This window comes from Thalassospira permensis NBRC 106175 (genome assembly GCF_000714555.1).
GTDB classification, from domain to species: domain Bacteria; phylum Pseudomonadota; class Alphaproteobacteria; order Rhodospirillales; family Thalassospiraceae; genus Thalassospira; species Thalassospira xiamenensis.
The window spans coordinates 49,667-67,047 of record NZ_AUNC01000072.1 but is presented as its reverse complement, the minus strand read 5'-3'; the positions used below and the strand labels follow the sequence as shown (position 1 = coordinate 67,047).

18 protein-coding genes are annotated in these 17,381 nt (G+C 56.5%); 7 read left to right on the top strand and 11 right to left on the bottom strand.

Features of this window, described 5'->3' with window-relative positions; genetic code table 11:
- Position 1 precedes the first annotated feature (1 nt).
- Genes SMB34_RS20200 through SMB34_RS20185 form a run of 4 tightly spaced genes read right to left on the bottom strand, consistent with a single transcriptional unit; the run spans position 2 to position 2,228 of the window.
- On the bottom strand, positions 2 to 265 hold the full coding sequence (locus SMB34_RS20200; RefSeq protein ID WP_007090636.1) for a phosphopantetheine-binding protein: 264 nt from the start codon (positions 263 to 265) through the stop codon (positions 2 to 4).
- Positions 240 to 1,067, bottom strand: coding sequence for a lysophospholipid acyltransferase family protein (locus SMB34_RS20195; protein ID WP_051682448.1), 828 nt, complete (start codon positions 1,065 to 1,067; stop codon positions 240 to 242). The genes SMB34_RS20200 and SMB34_RS20195 overlap by 26 nt, the downstream gene beginning before the upstream one ends.
- A complete protein-coding gene (locus tag SMB34_RS20830) occupies positions 1,060 to 1,818 on the bottom strand; it encodes a beta-ketoacyl synthase chain length factor (protein WP_051682447.1) in 759 nt (252 codons plus the stop codon). Before SMB34_RS20830 ends, SMB34_RS20195 begins: the two co-directional genes overlap by 8 nt.
- Positions 1,819 to 1,826: 8 nt before the next feature.
- Positions 1,827 to 2,228: a hypothetical protein gene (locus SMB34_RS20185; RefSeq protein ID WP_007090633.1), complete on the bottom strand. Its 402-nt coding sequence runs from the start codon at positions 2,226 to 2,228 to the stop codon at positions 1,827 to 1,829.
- A gap of 141 nt (positions 2,229 to 2,369) precedes the next feature.
- On the opposite strand from SMB34_RS20185, the gene SMB34_RS20180 reads away from it, so the two are divergent.
- Both SMB34_RS20180 and SMB34_RS20175 read left to right on the top strand, forming a co-directional pair.
- The gene (locus SMB34_RS20180; RefSeq protein ID WP_156962719.1) at positions 2,370 to 2,912 is read left to right on the top strand and encodes a 4'-phosphopantetheinyl transferase family protein; all 543 of its coding nucleotides are present in this window, start codon (positions 2,370 to 2,372) and stop codon (positions 2,910 to 2,912) included.
- Between the two features lie 57 nt (positions 2,913 to 2,969).
- Positions 2,970 to 3,710, top strand: a complete 741-nt coding sequence (locus SMB34_RS20175; RefSeq protein WP_037992709.1) for a thioesterase II family protein — start codon at positions 2,970 to 2,972, stop codon at positions 3,708 to 3,710.
- 4 nt (positions 3,711 to 3,714) lie between these two features.
- Here SMB34_RS20175 and SMB34_RS20170 read toward each other — a convergent pair whose 3' ends face one another.
- The 3 genes from SMB34_RS20170 to SMB34_RS20160 form a co-directional block, all read right to left on the bottom strand.
- Complete coding sequence (locus SMB34_RS20170) at positions 3,715 to 5,388, bottom strand: cyclic peptide export ABC transporter (protein WP_037992706.1); 1,674 nt, start codon at positions 5,386 to 5,388, stop codon at positions 3,715 to 3,717.
- Positions 5,389 to 5,390: 2 nt separating this feature from the next.
- Positions 5,391 to 7,040 (bottom strand): cyclic peptide export ABC transporter, encoded by a 1,650-nt coding sequence (locus SMB34_RS20165; protein ID WP_037992704.1) that lies wholly within the window; start codon positions 7,038 to 7,040, stop codon positions 5,391 to 5,393.
- A gap of 133 nt (positions 7,041 to 7,173) precedes the next feature.
- Positions 7,174 to 8,256: a diaminopropionate ammonia-lyase gene (locus SMB34_RS20160; protein ID WP_051682445.1), complete on the bottom strand. Its 1,083-nt coding sequence runs from the start codon at positions 8,254 to 8,256 to the stop codon at positions 7,174 to 7,176.
- A gap of 271 nt (positions 8,257 to 8,527) precedes the next feature.
- Here SMB34_RS20160 and SMB34_RS20155 point away from each other — a divergent pair, with 271 nt between their 5' ends.
- Positions 8,528 to 9,793: a TAXI family TRAP transporter solute-binding subunit gene (locus SMB34_RS20155; RefSeq protein ID WP_084716709.1), complete on the top strand. Its 1,266-nt coding sequence runs from the start codon at positions 8,528 to 8,530 to the stop codon at positions 9,791 to 9,793.
- Between the two features lie 9 nt (positions 9,794 to 9,802).
- Here the strand turns inward: SMB34_RS20155 and SMB34_RS20150 are convergent, their stop codons facing one another.
- The 4 genes from SMB34_RS20150 to SMB34_RS20135 are packed head-to-tail and all read right to left on the bottom strand — an operon-like array spanning position 9,803 to position 14,314.
- Positions 9,803 to 10,474 carry a GNAT family N-acetyltransferase gene (locus SMB34_RS20150; protein WP_037992699.1) on the bottom strand — a complete coding sequence of 224 codons (672 nt, stop codon included), beginning with the start codon at positions 10,472 to 10,474 and terminating at the stop codon, positions 9,803 to 9,805.
- Entirely contained in the window at positions 10,471 to 11,496 is a 1,026-nt protein-coding gene (locus SMB34_RS20145; protein WP_051682444.1) for an ABC transporter substrate-binding protein, read from the bottom strand. Before SMB34_RS20145 ends, SMB34_RS20150 begins: the two co-directional genes overlap by 4 nt.
- A complete protein-coding gene (locus SMB34_RS20140; RefSeq protein ID WP_037992697.1) occupies positions 11,493 to 13,523 on the bottom strand; it encodes an MFS transporter in 2,031 nt (676 codons plus the stop codon). Before SMB34_RS20140 ends, SMB34_RS20145 begins: the two co-directional genes overlap by 4 nt.
- Entirely contained in the window at positions 13,520 to 14,314 is a 795-nt protein-coding gene (locus SMB34_RS20135; protein WP_037992695.1) for a hypothetical protein, read from the bottom strand. Before SMB34_RS20135 ends, SMB34_RS20140 begins: the two co-directional genes overlap by 4 nt.
- A 206-nt stretch (positions 14,315 to 14,520) precedes the next feature.
- Here SMB34_RS20135 and SMB34_RS20130 point away from each other — a divergent pair, with 206 nt between their 5' ends.
- The 4 genes from SMB34_RS20130 (at position 14,521) to SMB34_RS20115 (ending at position 17,366) form a co-directional block, all read left to right on the top strand.
- Entirely contained in the window at positions 14,521 to 15,027 is a 507-nt protein-coding gene (locus tag SMB34_RS20130; protein ID WP_051682443.1) for a YcjF family protein, read from the top strand.
- Positions 15,028 to 15,071: 44 nt separating this feature from the next.
- A complete protein-coding gene (locus SMB34_RS20125; protein WP_037992693.1) occupies positions 15,072 to 15,269 on the top strand; it encodes a hypothetical protein in 198 nt (65 codons plus the stop codon).
- Positions 15,270 to 15,450: 181 nt separating this feature from the next.
- Complete coding sequence (locus SMB34_RS20120) at positions 15,451 to 16,704, top strand: SPFH domain-containing protein (RefSeq protein ID WP_240478888.1); 1,254 nt, start codon at positions 15,451 to 15,453, stop codon at positions 16,702 to 16,704.
- A 101-nt stretch (positions 16,705 to 16,805) separates the two neighbouring features.
- On the top strand, positions 16,806 to 17,366 hold the full coding sequence (locus SMB34_RS20115; protein WP_037992689.1) for a YcjF family protein: 561 nt from the start codon (positions 16,806 to 16,808) through the stop codon (positions 17,364 to 17,366).
- Positions 17,367 to 17,381 lie beyond the last annotated feature (15 nt).

Below are 17,381 nucleotides of genomic sequence, written 5' to 3'. Positions count from 1 at the left end.
ATTACCCCTCCTTGCCCGAAGCCTGAATGAATTTCGCCAGATTGCGTACCGATGCAAAATGGGTTTTGACATCTTCGTTCTTGGCATCGATCCGGACATCATATTTTTTCTGGATCGCAACGCCAAGTTCAAGGGCATCGATGGAATCAAGGCCGAGCCCATCGACAAATAGGGCTTCTTCGCTGTCGATATCCTCGACACTTATGTCTTCGAGATTGAGCGTCTCGATAATGAAGGCTTTAAGTTCTGTTTCCAGCGAAGTCATGCGTCAGTCTGTCCAGATAATAATCCTTGATGATCCGGGTCAGCAAACGCGCCTGTTTAGCACGGCTTAACGTCGGATCAGCAATGTCCCCAAATGATAGCGGTGCATCGACCACGAGGCGAAAACGGATTTTCGACGGCGGAATGCGATACCACGGTACCCCCTTTTTCAGGGTATCGTGATTACAGTGCACAACCACAGGAATCAAGTCGACTTGTGTTTCTATCGCGATATTCGCTACCCCGCGTTGCAATTGGCCCAGTTTGCGGCGGCTGGGTGTGCGGGTTCCTTCGGGGAAAATCAGGATGCAGGCACCGTTTGCCAGATGATCGCGCGCCTGCGAAATCAGGTTTTCCGGGTCATCATTATTGCGAATGAAACCAGCCGCACGTACCACACCGGCCATGAACGGATTGCGAAACAGTTCGTGTTTGACGACACACTGGCAGCGATCCATCTGGGCCAGGATCATCACGACATCGAGCAATGTCGGATGATTGGCGATGATCAGCGCACCACGTGCGGATCGAAGGCGTTCAATATTTTCGGTCTGGGCGACGGCCACACCGGTGACATCAAGCATCCATGTGAAAAGGCGAAAACCGCGACAGATGACAAACTGGGCGTATTTGCGCCGTTTGGCGCGGTCGCGCAGGATGATCATCATGGCGGGGAAAATGGTGATGGCCAGCAAAAGCCCACCCAGCCCAAAGGATGAAAAGGCAAAGCCGGTCGCCAGCAGCCGCCAATACCAGTTAAAGCCCTTTGACGACCGTATCGGCCTGCCGTGTTTATCAGCCATGCGGTTGCATGGCCCAGCCGCCGGATTTCCCCGGCAGGTTCAACCCGGTTTTTGACGATGCCCCCAGACAGGCGGCGATGGCGCGTGCCTGGCGGTGTGGCATGGGGGCGGGATCATGATCGGGGATCGGATCGAACCAGAACATTTTGCCGTCCGGTTTCGTTGGCTGGTCAAAGCGGATGGCAAGGGCGGTGCCGGAAATGTCGTCCGGGTCCTCGGCATGGTAGATATCGGGCAGTGGCAGATCGACATAGCACAGGATGACCGGGCCATCTTCGCTGGTGAGCTGGCATAATGTTTCGGTGAGGGCGGCAATCATGCTGTCATTGCCAGCCGAAATCGCGGTGTGGCTTTGGGTGATCGACCAGTTGATCGAGGCAACCCCGACCAGCGCGTTATGCACCGACATGCTGAAATCCGCAGGGGAGAGGGTTTCGTTTGTCGCGACCTGATGGAGGAGTTTCAGCGTGCGATCAATATTGCCGTGGCGGGAGGCAAAAACGATATGCGGATTATCGCCATCACGGATGGTATGGCCGAGCACCTCGGCGGCGGCCCGGCCATAAAGATCCAGACGCCGCCGCCAGGCGGGTTTGAGGCTGCGCGCCAGATTGGCACCGGTCATATCGTCAATCGGGATTGCGGTGTGCGGGATTTCGGTATGCCCGGCTGTTCCGGATTTCAGGACCGCGCGATCATCGCGGTCTTCCCAGAAAGCCCAGTGCGAAATTCTGGCGTGCAGCAAACTCATATCCAAACCTAGTTCGCGAGTACGGCCTTTGCCGAGACTTCGCGCAAGATATCCTGTCGCAGATTATTGACCCAGCGATTGTAATTATAATGAATCGACGTGCCATCATAGTTCAGATTGGTGCTGTCGACATAGGAAATGGAAAATTCGGACTGGTCAAAATCGATTTCGACTTTGGCCAGATGGTTGCGTGGGGAATAGGTGGCGATCAGTTCACCTTCGGCCTTGCGTTGAACGATCCATTCACGTTCGCCTGCGGCCTTGATGATGCTTTCTTCGATCTGTGCCATGCTGAGTTTTGACGCATCAGCCGGGAAGGGCTGACTGCTGACATTCTGAACGGGGGCGGTGCGGCACGCGGCAACAACAAGTGCCAGCAAACCGACGACTGCAAATTTCAAACTGCGCATATCCAACCTGCCTTTTATTGATATTATCAGATTGATCCGGTTGATCGGATCAATTATCGCGTTTTTTATTGCCCGAGCCGGGCAGACGTCCCTGATTTAATGAACCCGTCGACAACAAAACAACCAAAACTTGCCAGATACATGAAAAAAAACGCAATCATCGATGTCAAGACCGCGTTTGGGGGCAACGTTTTATGGTGCTGGCAGCGGGTCGATGATCTGAAGGGCGACCGCACGGAAAAACGCCGCCAAAGTTCGGCCCAAGCGTGGCAGATGCTGGGCGATCTTGGACATTATATCTGGCCGGATATCGCCGGGGATGGGACATATGAAACCGTGCGGCAAAGTTCGGGGCAGCCGGGCCTGATCATCGATGGTGTGACCCATTGTGCGAGTATCAGCCACAGCCGCGATCTTGTGGCGGTGGCGATTGCCAAAGACCCGGATGCCATGATCGGCATCGATATCGAGTATCGTGACCCGAGCCGTGATATCGACGCCCTGTCACGCTGGCTGTTTGACGGGGATGCGGATGGCCGGGATTTTTATCAGGGCTGGTGCGATTACGAGGCGGCATTCAAGGCGACGGGCGAAACCGACCCGGTGATGCAGTCACGGGCCACATTGATCGCGATTGAAACGATGGATGGGTTTTCTGGCGCGCTGGCGCGTTTAGCGGCTTGAATTTGCGCGATATTATTGCGACAGGTAAAGCAGTCGGCAATTGGGGCGGAAAGAAACATGACGCAAAATGTCTGGGTCGGTCAGAATATCACGGCGGGGGCGCGGATGCGGCTGTTCTGTTTTCCGTTTGCCGGGGGTGGGGCGTTGGCCTATCGGCCGTGGCTGACACAGTTCCCCGATGACATTGATGTGGTGCCGGTCAATCTGCCGGGGCGCGAACAGCGGTTTGGCGATCCGGTGATTGATGATCTTTCGGCGATGGTTGAGGCCGTGGCCGATGGGTTAAAGCCGGTTATGGATCGGCCATTTGCGTTTTTCGGTTATTCGATGGGGGCGCTGATTTCCCATCATCTGGCGTGCCATCTGCAACAGGCGGGGATGGCAGTGCCGGTTCATCTGTTTGTTGCCGCACGGCGCGGGCCGAATATGGCGGGGCATCGCGCACCGTTACATCATCTGTCATCAGATGAGTTCTGGCAGGGGATTGCCAATTATGGCGGGACGCCCACCGAAATTCTGGAAAATGCGGAATATCGCGCCCTGTTCGAGCCGGGGCTTCGGGCGGATTTCAGATTGTCGGAAACCGCGGTTTCGACCGGATTGCCCAAACTGTCCTGCCCGATTACCGCCTTTGGCGGGGCGGATGACCCGAACCCGGTGCCGGATGAACTGGATGACTGGGCGGCGGCGACCACGGGTGATTTTGCCAAGCATGTTTTGCCCGGCGGGCATTTTTTCCTGCGCGATGGCGGGGATGACATCGTGCACGTGGTCAGGGACGGGCTGATGGTGGCGTAACAGATCAGGCGGAGGTGGTTTGACGCCCGTCGACAAATTCGCCGTCGCGGACGTGATAGATCGTATCGGCCGCGTCAAACCAGCGGTCATCATGGGTGACACAGATGATGATCTTGCCCTGCTTGCGTAAGGATGGCAGGATTTTTTCATAGAAGACCGAGCGGAAATGCGGGTCCTGATCGGCGGCCCATTCATCAAGGACAAGAACAGGTTTTTCTTCAAGCAGGGCCGCGATCAGGGCAAGGCGTTTGCGTTGCCCCTGTGACAGTGACGTCGTTGAAAAGGCGTTGTCATCAATTTCGACGTTGTCATCGATTTCCATCTGTTTGAGCAGCGTTTCAACCCGTTTGGGATCGATATCATCAATGCCGTAAAGTTCGCGAAACAGATGATAGTCCGAGAGCACGGTCGCGAAATGATCGCGATAAAGCTGCAAGGCGTCGGAAGGGAGCGGGCAATCATTGACCATGATCGAACCGCTTGCCGCCGGGCGAAGGCCGGTCAGGACGGCGATGATCGTCGATTTGCCAGCCCCGTTGCCGCCGGTGATAAAGGTGATTTCACCCTTTTTGAAGGTGGCATTGATCGGACCGACGGCAAAGCCGGGGCTATCCGTCGTGCCGGGATAGGCGAAACGAACGTCGCGCAGGCTGATTTCGGCGATATTGCCAAGGGCACCGCCCAATTTTTCAAGGGTTTCGGGCGATGACGTGCCGTTGGTGGCCTCTTGGGCATGTTGGGCGTCAAGGGCGTCTTCGAGCTGGTGATCGATATCGTTGATCTTGCGGAGCGCCACATCGGAATCGGTGAAGCTGGGGACTGAGGCAACCACGGCCCCGATCGGGCCGATCATGAACAGGGCCGCGGTCGTGGTTTGCACGGCAACGTCATGATAATCCGATGTGAAGATCGGAACGATGAATACCATGGCTGCCATCATGCCGTAGAAGGCCAACTGGATCAGGGCGAATTCGCGCGACCATTGGGCCTTGACCACGGATTTGGTGTCGCGTGCCCGGATGGAGCGGTCATTGAGTGCGCCGAGCAGTGCGTCGCGACGCCGGCTGTTCATTTTGACTTCCTTGAAGCCATGCAACAGATCGGTCAGGCCGCCAAAAAGCAGGTTTTCATCGTCAATCGCGTCACGGGTTGCGGCGTTGATTTTGCGCATGCGTTGCAGATGGATGGTTGAAACCACAACGGCCAGAACGGAAATCATCACGAAGGCGAAGGTCGACAGCCATGCGAGATAGGCCGCGACACAGATGATCAGGACCACCTGCTGCACACCATTCAACATCAGGGGCAGGGCGGCCGATACGGTTTGCATTTCCTGGGTGAGGGCGGTTTGAACCGCCCCCTGTCCGACCTTGGCCAGCGTATCGGGGGCGGCTTTTCGCACGCGATCAAACAGGCTGAGGCGGAGTTGATGGAGGATGTGTTCCACCTCGGCGGCGATCAAGTCGCTGGATTTTTTCTGGGCCCAGATATAGCCGATCAGCGACAGAGCCATCATGCCGAGATAGCGCATGCTGGCCACACCGTCTTCGGCCTGTTCGGCGGCCAGATTGACGATGATCAGCACCATGGTGGTGGCAATTGATGCCAGCGACAGCAGGCCGACGGCATGGCGCAGATCGATGCGGGTTCGGGATCGCAGAAGATCAATAAGCAGCATGATCAGATCCTTCCACGCGGGTCGTTGCGGTCAAGTTCGTGCAGGGTGCCGGATTCGAGATGCAGGCGGCGGTCGGCGGCATCGAAATAATGGTCGTCATGGGTGACGGCGATGATGGTTATGCCGCGTGCTTTGATCTGTGGCAGGATTTCGTAATAGAATTTTTTACGGAAATAGGGGTCCTGATCAGCGGCCCATTCATCAAGAACAAGGATCGGGCGATGTTCGAGAATGGCGGTGATCAGGCCAAGACGTTTGCGTTGCCCGGCAGACAGGGCGATGGAAACAAATTTGCCGTCGCGAATACCCGTCACATGGGACAGTTCAAACAGGTTGAGCCAGTAATCTGCTTCGTCGGGATCAATTTCGGCCGATCCGTGCAGTTCGGAAAACAGGTGGAAATCGGAAAACACGGTGGCGATTTTATCGCGGAAAGAAGCGATATTTTGCGCGCCAAGCTGGATATCGTCAAACCGGATGGCACCCGATACCGGGCGATAAAGGGCGGTCAGAAGCTTGATCAGGGTAGATTTGCCCGCCCCGTTGCCGCCGGTGATGAAAATCAGTTCGCCCTTTTTTACCGAAAGGCTGATCGGGCCAAGAACAAAGCCGTGGCGCGGGTCGCGGTTGGGATAGGTAAAGCAGACATCATCAAACGCGATGTTTGAAAATGTATCGGGCAGCTTTGTACCGTTTTCGTCAATCGGTTCGGCAATTTCGTCCAGATCCTGTGACAGGGTTACCATGCGCGCGGCGGCCTGTTCGGCCGCCCCCAGAACCGCCATTGCCTGCACCACAGTGCTGATCGGGCCGATCATGAACAGGACGGCGGTGCTGACCTTGGAAACCGTGGAGCCGAAATTATCGGTATAGACCGGCACGATAAAGACGATCACCGCAAGCAGGACATAAAAGGCGGTCATGCCCATGATCATCTGACGGAACATCAGGCTGTGGGTTTCTGCCGTGATCTGTTCCTTTGTCAGCGAGTTTTCCGAAAAGGCATTGAAAAGGGTGCTGCTGCGCGATGACCACATGCGAACTTCGCGGATGCCCGAAAACAGGTCGGCGACCTTGCCAAACAGGCTGGTTTCGGCGAGATGGAGTTTGCCAAACCACATGCCGAGCTGTTTGCCCATCTGCAGGTAAATGACAATCCCGGCCCCGATCACCATCACGATCAGGAAAAAGGCCAGCGTGGACAGCCAGAAAACATAGATCATCACCGCAACGACCAGCAGAAGGGATCGGAACGACATGCCGATCATGTGCGAGTTTTGCGAAATGACCTGAGTGCTTTGGGTGATGCTGTCAAACAGGCGGGCCTGACCAAAGGTTTCTAGCCGGGCAAAGTCGGCATGGGCGATCTGACCCAGCAGTTTGCGACGCACCTTGTCGATGCCCTGTTCGATCTGGGTCGAGATGTTGGCAAGAAGGAAAACCTCGGCCAGGAAATAGACCACGGCAAGGGCGATGAAGCCGCCGGCCAGAAGCCAGTCGACCTGATCGACACCGTTATCGGCAATGCCTTCGGCGGCGGTATTGACCAGCCCCAGCAGGACCGCACTGCCCGCACCTGATAGCGCACCGGCAAAGGCAAGCCGGGCCATCAGTCTGTTATCCCCCCAAGACAACAGTTCGAGCAATTTCATCTGTTTGCAGTCCCCATAGAACCCGACGTGGGCATTTGCACGGTCTGGCGCGACTGTACCGATGCCCGGCAGGGCTGTCCAGTCGCTGTCCAGTTGGTGGCATAACGGAAAGCCTTTTTCGCGTCGAAAGAATTCAGATATTTGCGCGGTATGGCAATGGAATGGGGCCTTCGCTGTTGATCACAAGCACGTTGCTTTGGGCATTCAGGCCAAAACGGGCGCGAAGGTCGTGGTTTTTGGCGACATGCCAAAGCCCGGCGATGCCTGCGATGCCGGTATCCCATGTTTCAAGCGGGGCGTCGCCATTGATCCCGGCGGAAAGCGTGTTTTGGACCAGAAGCGCTACGTCATCATCAATCGCGATGCTGTGGGTGGATACTTCGCGCAGGATTTCAAACGCCGGGAGACTCGGTTTGCCACAGGACAGTCCGATCATGCGGGTCAGGAGCTTGCCCGGAACCGATGTCAGTTCGCCGGTTGAAAGGCTTGCCTGAAGGCAGGCGGCGTTTGTTGCCTCCACCGTGCAGACATTCGGTTTTTCACCGCTTTCATGCCAGAGCCCGATGGCGCAACCCGCTGCCATGCCGCCAACGCCGCATTGCAGGAAAACATGATCGGGGGTGATGTTTTCAGCCCGAAGCTGGCGGGCGCATTCGATGCCGAGAACCGCATAACCCGCCATGATATCGCGGGTAACGTCGAGTGCATGGCCATAATCGGTATCGGTGATCAGAAGCACGTCGGGCGATTGTGCGGCATTTTCGGCGGCAAGGACCGCATCGTCATAGGTGCCATCCACCCGGACGATTTCAGCCCCGTTATCGGTGATGCGGGCAATGCGGGCCTGATCGACCTCGGTTCCGACATAGATCCGCGCATGACAGCCGAATTTTTGGGCCGCCCATGCCACGGCAAGGCCGTGATTTCCATCGGTTGCGGCAACGGCGGTATAGCCCGCGCACTGCGGGCTTCCGGGGATGAGGCCGCGTTTTAAAAGCTGCTGTTTCAGGCCATAGGGGGCACCAAGTGCCTTGACCCCGCCCAGACCGAACCGTTTGCTTTCATCCTTGATCCAGACAGTGCCAAGACCGAGTTCGCGGGCAAGACCGGTGGCGCGGATCAGGGGGCTTTGGCGGTATTCCGGCCAGGAGGATATCAGGTCGAACGCCTGATAAATATCGTTGCGCCCGGGATCAAGGGCGATGATGGACGTCATCGTCTTCTCCGAAATCTGGCCGTGGTCCGGTTTTCTGTTATATGGTCTTCTGGTTTATGAGGGGCGTATGATGTTGCGTCAAACACAATCTGAATATCGACGATCGGTGAGGATCGTGGTGAAGACGATTGTGTTAAATCGCTGAGAATAAGGGTATTAATTCATCTTCGCTCTCGACGGGCTTCCGGGCGATCCTTTAGGATGGCCGTTGGGATGCGAGGATTGGTTCATCACAAACGATGAGTGGACGGTTTTGCGTTTTGAGATCGGCATGAGAATGATTGCGACCGGTATGCTGGCAATTCTGTTGTCGGCGGGGGCGGCGGGTGCGTATGCGCAGGAAAGTGGCACCGTTGCCGAGGATGCAAGTGCCGATATGTCGCCGGTTGACGTCCTGCCTGATATCGATGTCGACACATATGACGATGCAATCATCGACCCGGCAAAATCCAACCCGGACCTGATTGATGGCCTGATTTACAAGCCCGATGCCATTCCGTTGTCGCAGTACCGCCGCCGGGCAACCGATCCGGAAAGTCTGGCGGCGTTGAGCAACACCGATGTGATTGCCGGTGATGGCCAGACCGAACGATCCTATTACGCGGCGATTTACAGCGGCAGCACGAGTGGCGTGTATTTCAAGGTTGCAGCCCAGATTTGCGAGATGATGAGCCGTACCTTTGAGCGCCATCGCGTGCATTGCGTGCCGTTGCGATCCCAGGGTGTCGGCAGCAATATCCGTCTGATGAAGGAAGGACGGGTGCAGCTTGCCATTGTGCAGTCGAACAATAACTGGGAGGCGCAGAAAGGCATTGCGCCGATCCCCGGTGCGCGGTCGGTGATGTCGCTGCATGATGAAATGGGGTTGCTGGTGGTGCGCAATGATTCCGGCATTGAATCGGTTGGCGATCTGCGCGGCAAACGCATCAATATCGGGCCGGAAGGGTCGGCATCGCGGGAATTGTGGCTTGAGCTTCTGTCGCGGTACGATATCACGCTTGAGGATCTTGATACCGTTTACAATGTTGCGCAGGATTATAACGAACTTGGCATCTGCGAGAATTATATTGATGCGTTCGGTCTGTGGATCGGGCATCCGGCGACGCTGATTGAAGATACGCTTGGCTGCGGGGCGCGGGTTGTCGGCATGGGCGGCCCCTTGACCGATGAGATGGTGCGGGCAAACCAGTATTTCTTTAATCAGGTTTTGCCAGCAAAGACATATAGTGCGCAGGAAGAAGCGATTGCATCCTATGGGTTCAAGGCATCCCTTATCGCCTATGAACCGGCCGATCCGTATGTGGTGTACTGGATCACGCGGATCGTTCATGAAAATATCGACCGGATGAAGGAAATGTATCCGACATTCCGAAGCGTGGTTGCCGACGATATGTATGAAAAGGGCAATTTCCTGCCGTTCCATAAGGGGGCGGCATGTTATTGGGAAACCGATGCGCATGCCTGCGACTGGCAACCCTATTATCAGCAGGCCGACCCGAAAGGGCCGAGCAAGTGGAATTACAGTTATCAGCAATAAGCCGCGTTATTAAGCGGGTATGGCCGGAACCCAGCCGATGCGCGGTGCCGTGCCATGGGGTGATGATTGGCAAAACAGGCCGATCAACCCGTCATCGAGCAATTTCCGGCAGGTCGCAAGATCGTCACTGGCGCACCAGATTGCGCGATCGGGTGCGGACGGGAGTTTTGCATCCTGATCGGGGCCGATATCCCGGCGCAGCAGAAAACGGTTCCCGCCAAATTTCGCGATCAATCCATGAATGGCAAGGCCGGTTGAGACCGTGCTGATCAGGCTTGGGAAATTGGTTGGGGCGACGGTGCTTAGCGCGATGGTGCGCCCGCATTTCCGGGCGATTTCGATGCGGTGTTCGACCATCCGGCGTTGCCACCCCTGTCCGCGCCATTGCGGATCAACCGCGACCCCGTCGATATGGGCGACCTTGCCCAGCTGATCGGGGGGAAGGTGATGGTCGGTGCCGAAATTCGGATCGGTTTCGCGCGGTAATCCCAGCACGCAATAGGCCATCAGACGGTCCCCGTCAAAGGCCCCAAAGATTTGCCCGCAGGCATCCAGATGATCGGCAAAGAACTGATCGGTTTCGGTGGCGGCATTGCCCGGCGGAAGGTCCGCAATTACCCTGTGATGCAGGGTGATGATGGCCGGAAGATGGGATGGATCAAGCCGGGTCAGTTGGGTCATTCGATGACCTCCGCGTAATCGAGCAGCGACAGGGGCGGATAGAGTTTCAGTTTGCGCGCCGATGACAGCCGGATCAGATAGGAAAACCGGTCAAGCGTTTCGACCGGGATATCGGCGGGTGATATGCCACCGATCAGAATTTGTTCGACCTTGCTGGCGGCGAGACGGCCGACAAGTTCATAGCGGCTGACAAGGCCCAGCATGGCGTGACCGTCGCGGACTTCAAGTTCGGTCGCGCTAAAGGCGGCAAGCCCGTTGGCAAAACCGGCATCGGTCAGGGTATCGCGATAATTGCCGATGAAGTTATCCGGCCCGATATACAGGATATCGGCCCCCTTGCGGGCCAGTTCGGCAACGGCGGGGGCGATGTCATCGGGTGATGGTTCGCCGTCGGTGCCAAGGGGGGCGGCCAGAACGTCAAACCCCATTTCGCGGCCCAGTTCGGTCAGATCGGCGACGTTGGAAACGGAATTGTCTTCGCGGCTGTTATAGACCACGCCGATTTTATCCATCGGGCGATAGGCGCGGATGGCATTGATCTGGGCGGCAAGCGGGGCGATGTGGGTTGCCCCGGTGACATTGGGGCGGCTTTGGCCCGCAGGCGCGGCAATACCGGTTTTCCAAGGCGATGAAACCATCACATAGACCACCGGAAGATCGGTGATGTTTTTCGCCGGATCGACGGCATCATATTTGCCGACGACAGAAGATGTGATCCCGGTGCCCCATGTGTAAACCAGATCGGGCGGGTCTTTGCGGATCTGATCGATGATGGCGGGCACGCGCGACAGATCACGCGCAACGTCATGAATGGTCAGATCGACGGGGATGTTGTTTTCGTCGAAATAGGCGCGAAATCCCTGTTCGACATTGGTTTCACCCCGCCAAAGGATCATGGCGATTTTAAGCGGGGCCTTTGATGATTGCGCATATGCCGTTGGCAATAACGTCGCGCTGAGTGCGACGATCAAGACCGCAAGAATGCCAAGCAGACGAAAAGCCGGGGGACGGGGGAACATCATTTCGTCCCTCCTTGTGCTTTTTGGTCGCTTTTTTGTTCGCCCTTTTGTTCTGGGGGCACATGACCGATCAGAAGTTCAAAGCACAGAACCGAAACGGCGGCAAAGACCCCGAAAATCAGGACGGCCTGCGTTGTTCCGACCAGAAGGGTCAAACCGGCGGCCAGCAGCGGACCGGCCGCCCCACCCAGACGTTCTGCCAGACGCAGGACCGCAAGGACCGGGCCGGTGCCGTGATCCTTGGTGAAATCCTTGCTGAGTTTCAGGCTGGCGGAAAGCTGTGCCGGGATTGAGGTTGCCTGTGCGAGGCCTAGCAAGGCGACGGCAACCGCAAACAGGGCATATTCGGGAAGCCAGCCCGCCAGCAACAATCCGGCGGCGGTCAAACCACCGCCAATGCCGACCGCGCGGGTTTCGTTCTGGCTTTTGTCGGTCCATTTTGCCGCCGCCCAGCCGGTCAGGATCGCGACCAGCCCGTAAAGCATGATCACCCGCCCGGTTTCGGCCGTGGTCGCACCCGATTGCAGCAAGATCATCGGGGTCAGGTAATATAAAAAGCCGCTAAGGATCAGTTTGGCGGGGATGGCGGCAAACAGGATCAGCACCTGCAAACGGCGATTGCCGAGCATGGCACGAAGGGCGGCCCTGGTCGGGACCGGCGGTGGGGTTTTGCCACGCACCATATTATCCATCAGGAAGAAGGCCAGAAGGACGGCCAGAAACGCAATGGTCGCACCGGCGATAAAGGTCATGTCCGGGCCGAAATGGCCAGCAACAATCCCGCCGATGGCCGGGCCGCAGATATCAGCCAGCATGATGCCGCTGACCATCATGGCGGTTCCCTGTGTGCGGTTGCTGTCATTGGTGGCATCAAGGACATAGGATTGACAGGCGACAAAGGTGGTGGCGTAACCGATCCCCGACAATGCGCGCCACAGGACAAGATCCCAGATGCCAACGGCAAAGGCGGTACCAATCAGACCAAGTGTCGCCAGAAACGCACCACACAGATACATGCGCAGTGACCCGACCTGTTCCTGAAACAGGCTGCAGATCGGCATGGCAAGGGCAACCATCAGGAGATGCACCGCCATGACCACGCCTGCGCCAAGCTGCCCGTCGATGCTATGGGATGTCACCTGGCTAAAGAAGGCCGGCATGATCGGACGGGCCAGTTCTTCGGCCAGGACAAACATGAAGGCCAGCATGCGAACCCCGATCAGCTTTACCTCCCGTTCGCGTTGGGGATGTGTGCCGACCTTTTTGGCGGTGGTGTTGATCAGGGAATTGATGCGTTCCATGAACTGGCCGATTTCGTCATGGGTGCTTTGGCCATGCAGCAGGGTGAATTTGCGGTCGCGCACATTGCCCAGAACCTTGCGCGCAACCCTTACTGGCAGGGCGACATTGACGGTTAACACCAGCAACATCAGTTCAAATGACAGGGCGAGGGTTATGATGAAAATGATCGCAATGTCATAAAGGTTATCAGTAACCGGGCGCATCAGGGCGGCACGGGCATGACCAAGGACCACCTCGATATCGTCGCGCCCCTCGGCGCGGGGCAGGTTGAGGCGGGTCACGATATAGGCGGTATCGTTGCCCGACGGGGCCGTTAGGGCGGTGGCGATTTCATCCGATGGCAGGCCGCCCGCATGCAGGATGTCGCCCCCCATGTCGGTGATGGCGGCAAAAACCAGATCGGGGTCGCCATCGCGAAGCTGATAGACGACGGCTTCAAAGCCGACAATCTCGCGGAGCGGAATGCCGAGCCGCAGGGCATTTTCGATTTTTTCGCCAAGAACCCGGGCTTCGATTTCGGCCTTTTCGCGGATTTCGGTTTGCAGATCAGCACGCGCCAGTTCGGCGGCCCGCCAAGAAATCCCGACCAAGGCAATGCAAAGCGAGATCGTGCTGAACAGCAGCAGAATCCAGATCGTGCCCTTGGGGAAAAGGCGGCTTCGGATATTGCCGCCATGAGGGGATGCGGGGGTATCGGGTTTGGTTTTCGGATTGGCAGAGGGGGTCATTTCAGGGGCTCCGCCGGGGTTTTCGATGTGTGTTCGGTGCCGTCATTTTGCGTATCGTGGGGCAACTGATCGCGGATTTCGCGGTAAAGGGAAATCAGTTCGATTTCGCTTTGGGTCAGGACATCGCCATCATGGGGGCGGGTATTGGGGGCCTTGCCCGCAACAGCGCGCGCCAGATCTTCGTGCAGTTCTTCGAAAACGCGATGGCGACGGCGCATCAGAATGAACAGGACGCCAAGGATGGGCACAATCATGCCCATGCCGAAGGCCGCCGATTTCCACATTTCAGAGAAGGCATTGGCAAGTTTGGCTTCGGAGGCCTGCGAGTTTGCGGTGATGACGACCAGACCCGCGCATTGGCCAAGGCTGTCGCGCAGGACCTGTCCGGCGGTGGCGATCCCCGGTGTGAAATCGATCCAATGATCACGTGTCTGTTGCGATATTGCCGCGCCAGAGAGTGCCTGATCATTGGGGGGGCTGTCTGGGGACCGGGTGGCGTTGCTGATTGGGGTGCCGTTGCAGTCCAGAACGGCGACATTGCGGATATCGTTGGCCATATCCAGACGCCGGTTCAGGACCGATTGAAGGTTTTCCATGTTTTCCAGCCGCAAGCCCAGATCGATCCCGGCAAGGACATCCTGACTGGTTTCATTGAGGATCACGGTCATGCGCTGGGCCAGAAGAGTGTGCAGGGTCTGGTCGAATCGCAGATAATTCAGGACCGTGGTCATGCTCAGTGCGCTTGCAAGCACAAGGAAAAGGGCCAGCCCGATCTTGGTAGACAGCTTCAAAACGTGTCTCCGGCGAGATATATTTTCAAAATATTTTCAAAACATGATCCTGTTAAGCCGGTTATATCCTCAGAAAGCGGCTTTCACAAACCATATGGTTGATTGCATCGGGGTTGGGGTCAAGGCTGTATAAAACCTTGATTCGGTTTGCAGTGCTGATAGTTAGCGATTATGATTTGGCGCGGGACAATAAACCGGGGGACGTTATGGGGGCTGAAACGCTTGAAGTGCTGAAACGGCGCAAACAGCACCGGCTTGCAAGTGGTGTTGTGCAACGCAATGCCCTTTGGGCGGCGGGGACCGGTTTTGTTCCGATTCCTGTTCTCGATTCTGCAGCGACGGTTGCCGTGCAGCTTAAAATGCTGGCGGAACTGAGCGATGTTTACGGTGTTGCGTTCAATAAAAGCAGTGGCAAATCCGTGATTGCGGCCTTAACCGCGTGCATTACCAGCGGCGTTTTGGGGCGGGCTCTTTTGGGGACGGGGATATTTTCCAATATTGCCAAGGTGATGCCGGTTGTCGGATCGACACTGAGCATCGTGACCATGCCAGGTTTCAATGCGGCATTTACCTATGCGCTTGGTCGGGTTTTTCAGCAGCATTACGCCGCGGGCGGGACGATGGCGGATTTTGACGCCCAAAAGGCAGAGGCCGATTTTCGCCGGAAATTCAAGGAAGGCCTGAAATTCGATCAGGACGAGAAAACGGCGTGAAGAACGCGTAATCGCGCAATAACAGGAATTCGGGTGGCGAAACGATGCATTTGATTTTGATTGTAATTTATCTGTTGGCCTGCATTGTTTGCGGCATGCTTGGCCGCCGGACATCGTTCGGATTTCTGGGGCATTTCCTGCTGGCGATTGTGATCACCCCGATTGGTGATTTTCTGGTTCAGATTGTTGCGCGCCCGTCGCGGGAGCTTCGTGAAAAGCTTAAAGACCTTGATTATGAATAAGATGATGACTGACGGGCGATCAGCATGCGTCACGATAAATCCGACGACGAGATGATGAATGGTTGATAGCGCGACAGTCGCACCCGGTGCACCAGACCAAAACGCAACCGCCCGCAAAAGAGGGCGGTGGTCGATCTTTTGGCGGCGCTTTTTCATTAGCGCGGGGGAACGCCTGCGGCGGTTGCGCACGACATTTCTGATCGGGATTCTGTTTTTGCTGATCGCGATTTTCGCGTTGGCACCGCAGATTTTCATTACCGTGCCTGCCGGGCATGTGGCGGTGATGTGGTACCGGTTCTTTGGCGGGACGGTGGTTGACAAAAGCTATGGGGAGGGCATTCACATGATCTTCCCATGGGATGAAATGTATATCTATGACGCGCGTCTGCAAAATCAGGCGCGGGTTTATGACACCATTTCATCGAACGGCCTGTCGATGGAAGTCGACATTGCGGTGCGGTATCGGATCAATCGCGAAGCGGTCGGGATGCTGCACAAGCTTGTCGGGCCGAATTATGCGGAAATCCTTGTGTATCCGGAAATCGGATCGCATGCGCGTGAACTGATTTCGCGTTACACGCCTGAACAGCTTTATACCGAAACCCGTGCCTTCATTCAGGCCGAAATCCTTGAACGGATGGTCAACGAGCTTGGATCATCACTGGTCAATCAGAGTTTTCAGGGGCGGCTGGTGACGGTAGAAGACGTTCTGATCCGTTCCGTGATCCTGCCCGAACGCGTTGCGGATGCGATTGAACGCAAGGCTGAACAATATCAGGCCATGCTGGAATATGATTTCCGTCTGGCGCGCGAGGAAAAGGAAAAGGAACGCAAGAAGATCGAGGCGGAAGGTATTCGGGAATTCCAGGATATCGTCGCCAAAACGATTACCGAGGAATATCTTCGCCTGCGCGGTATCGAAGCCACCATGACGCTTGCGACATCGAAAAACAGCAAGACGATCATCATTGGCGGCAAAGATGGCCTGCCCGTGATCCTCAATACCGCAGATTCGCCGACGGCCAGCACCCCGGATTCAGATTCGGGGGCGGAGCTTGTGAACGATACGGCGGAAAGCCTGCCGAATTCCGGGGCGCTTAATGCGCGGTCGCAGGAAATCGCGCCGCAAAATGCGATTTCGCCGGGCGTTCGTGCCCCGGTCGATCCGTCGGACAAACGCGCGCGCCCCGGCGCGGCAAATTCGGCCACACCGCCGGTAACACCGTCGATGAAACCGACAGCCCCGACAGCGGGCGCGTCAGAGGATGTTTCAACGGCGGGTAAAACGGCCGGCGATGTCCTGAAATCGATTGCCCCGCTGTTTGATCCGTCCAGTGGTGACGGGGGTGGTGTTGTCAAACAGAGCGACATGGAACCTGCCGCGACACGTGAGAGTGCAGGGCAGCCTGAAATTTCAAAAACCGGTAGCAAATAAAGGGTGTTGCACGTTGCTACTTCAGGTTAGTTCAGGTAAAGTTGAAGAATAGATTTTGCGTGCAGACCATCAACTTACAGGTACAAATTCAAGAGGCGATAATGAGCGAAGCAGAAACCATCGAAGAGACTGAAGAAGTGGCTGTCGCGAAGGCGGATGAAATTCGTGCCCAGTCCCGTGACTGCATCCATCGTCATAGCGTTTATGCTGCGGTTGGTGGTCTTGTCCCGATCCCGTTCCTTGAAATGGCCACCAGCAGCACGATCCAGGTGCGGATGCTTGCAAAGCTTTGCGACATCTACGGTGTTCCGTTCTCTGAGAACGCGATCAAGAGTTCGATTTCGACCCTGGTTGCAACGGTCCTGCCGATGACCGGTGTCGGTTATGCAACGGCGGCACTGGTTCGCAAGGTTCCGGTTGTTGGCACGATCTTTGGCGTTGTCGCAATGCCGACCTTTGCCGGTGCCTGCACCTATGCGCTGGGGCGTGTTTTTGCCTGGCACTTTGCCAAGGGCGGAACGGTTGACGATTTCGATGCCGATGAAATGAAGGGTCGTTTCAAGGACGAATTCGAAGACGGCAAACGCAAGGCGTCCGAATTTGTCAAAGGCGGCAAAACCACGGCCAAACCGGCAGCGGGTGCAACAACCGCCAAAGCCTGATTGATCGTCGGGTTT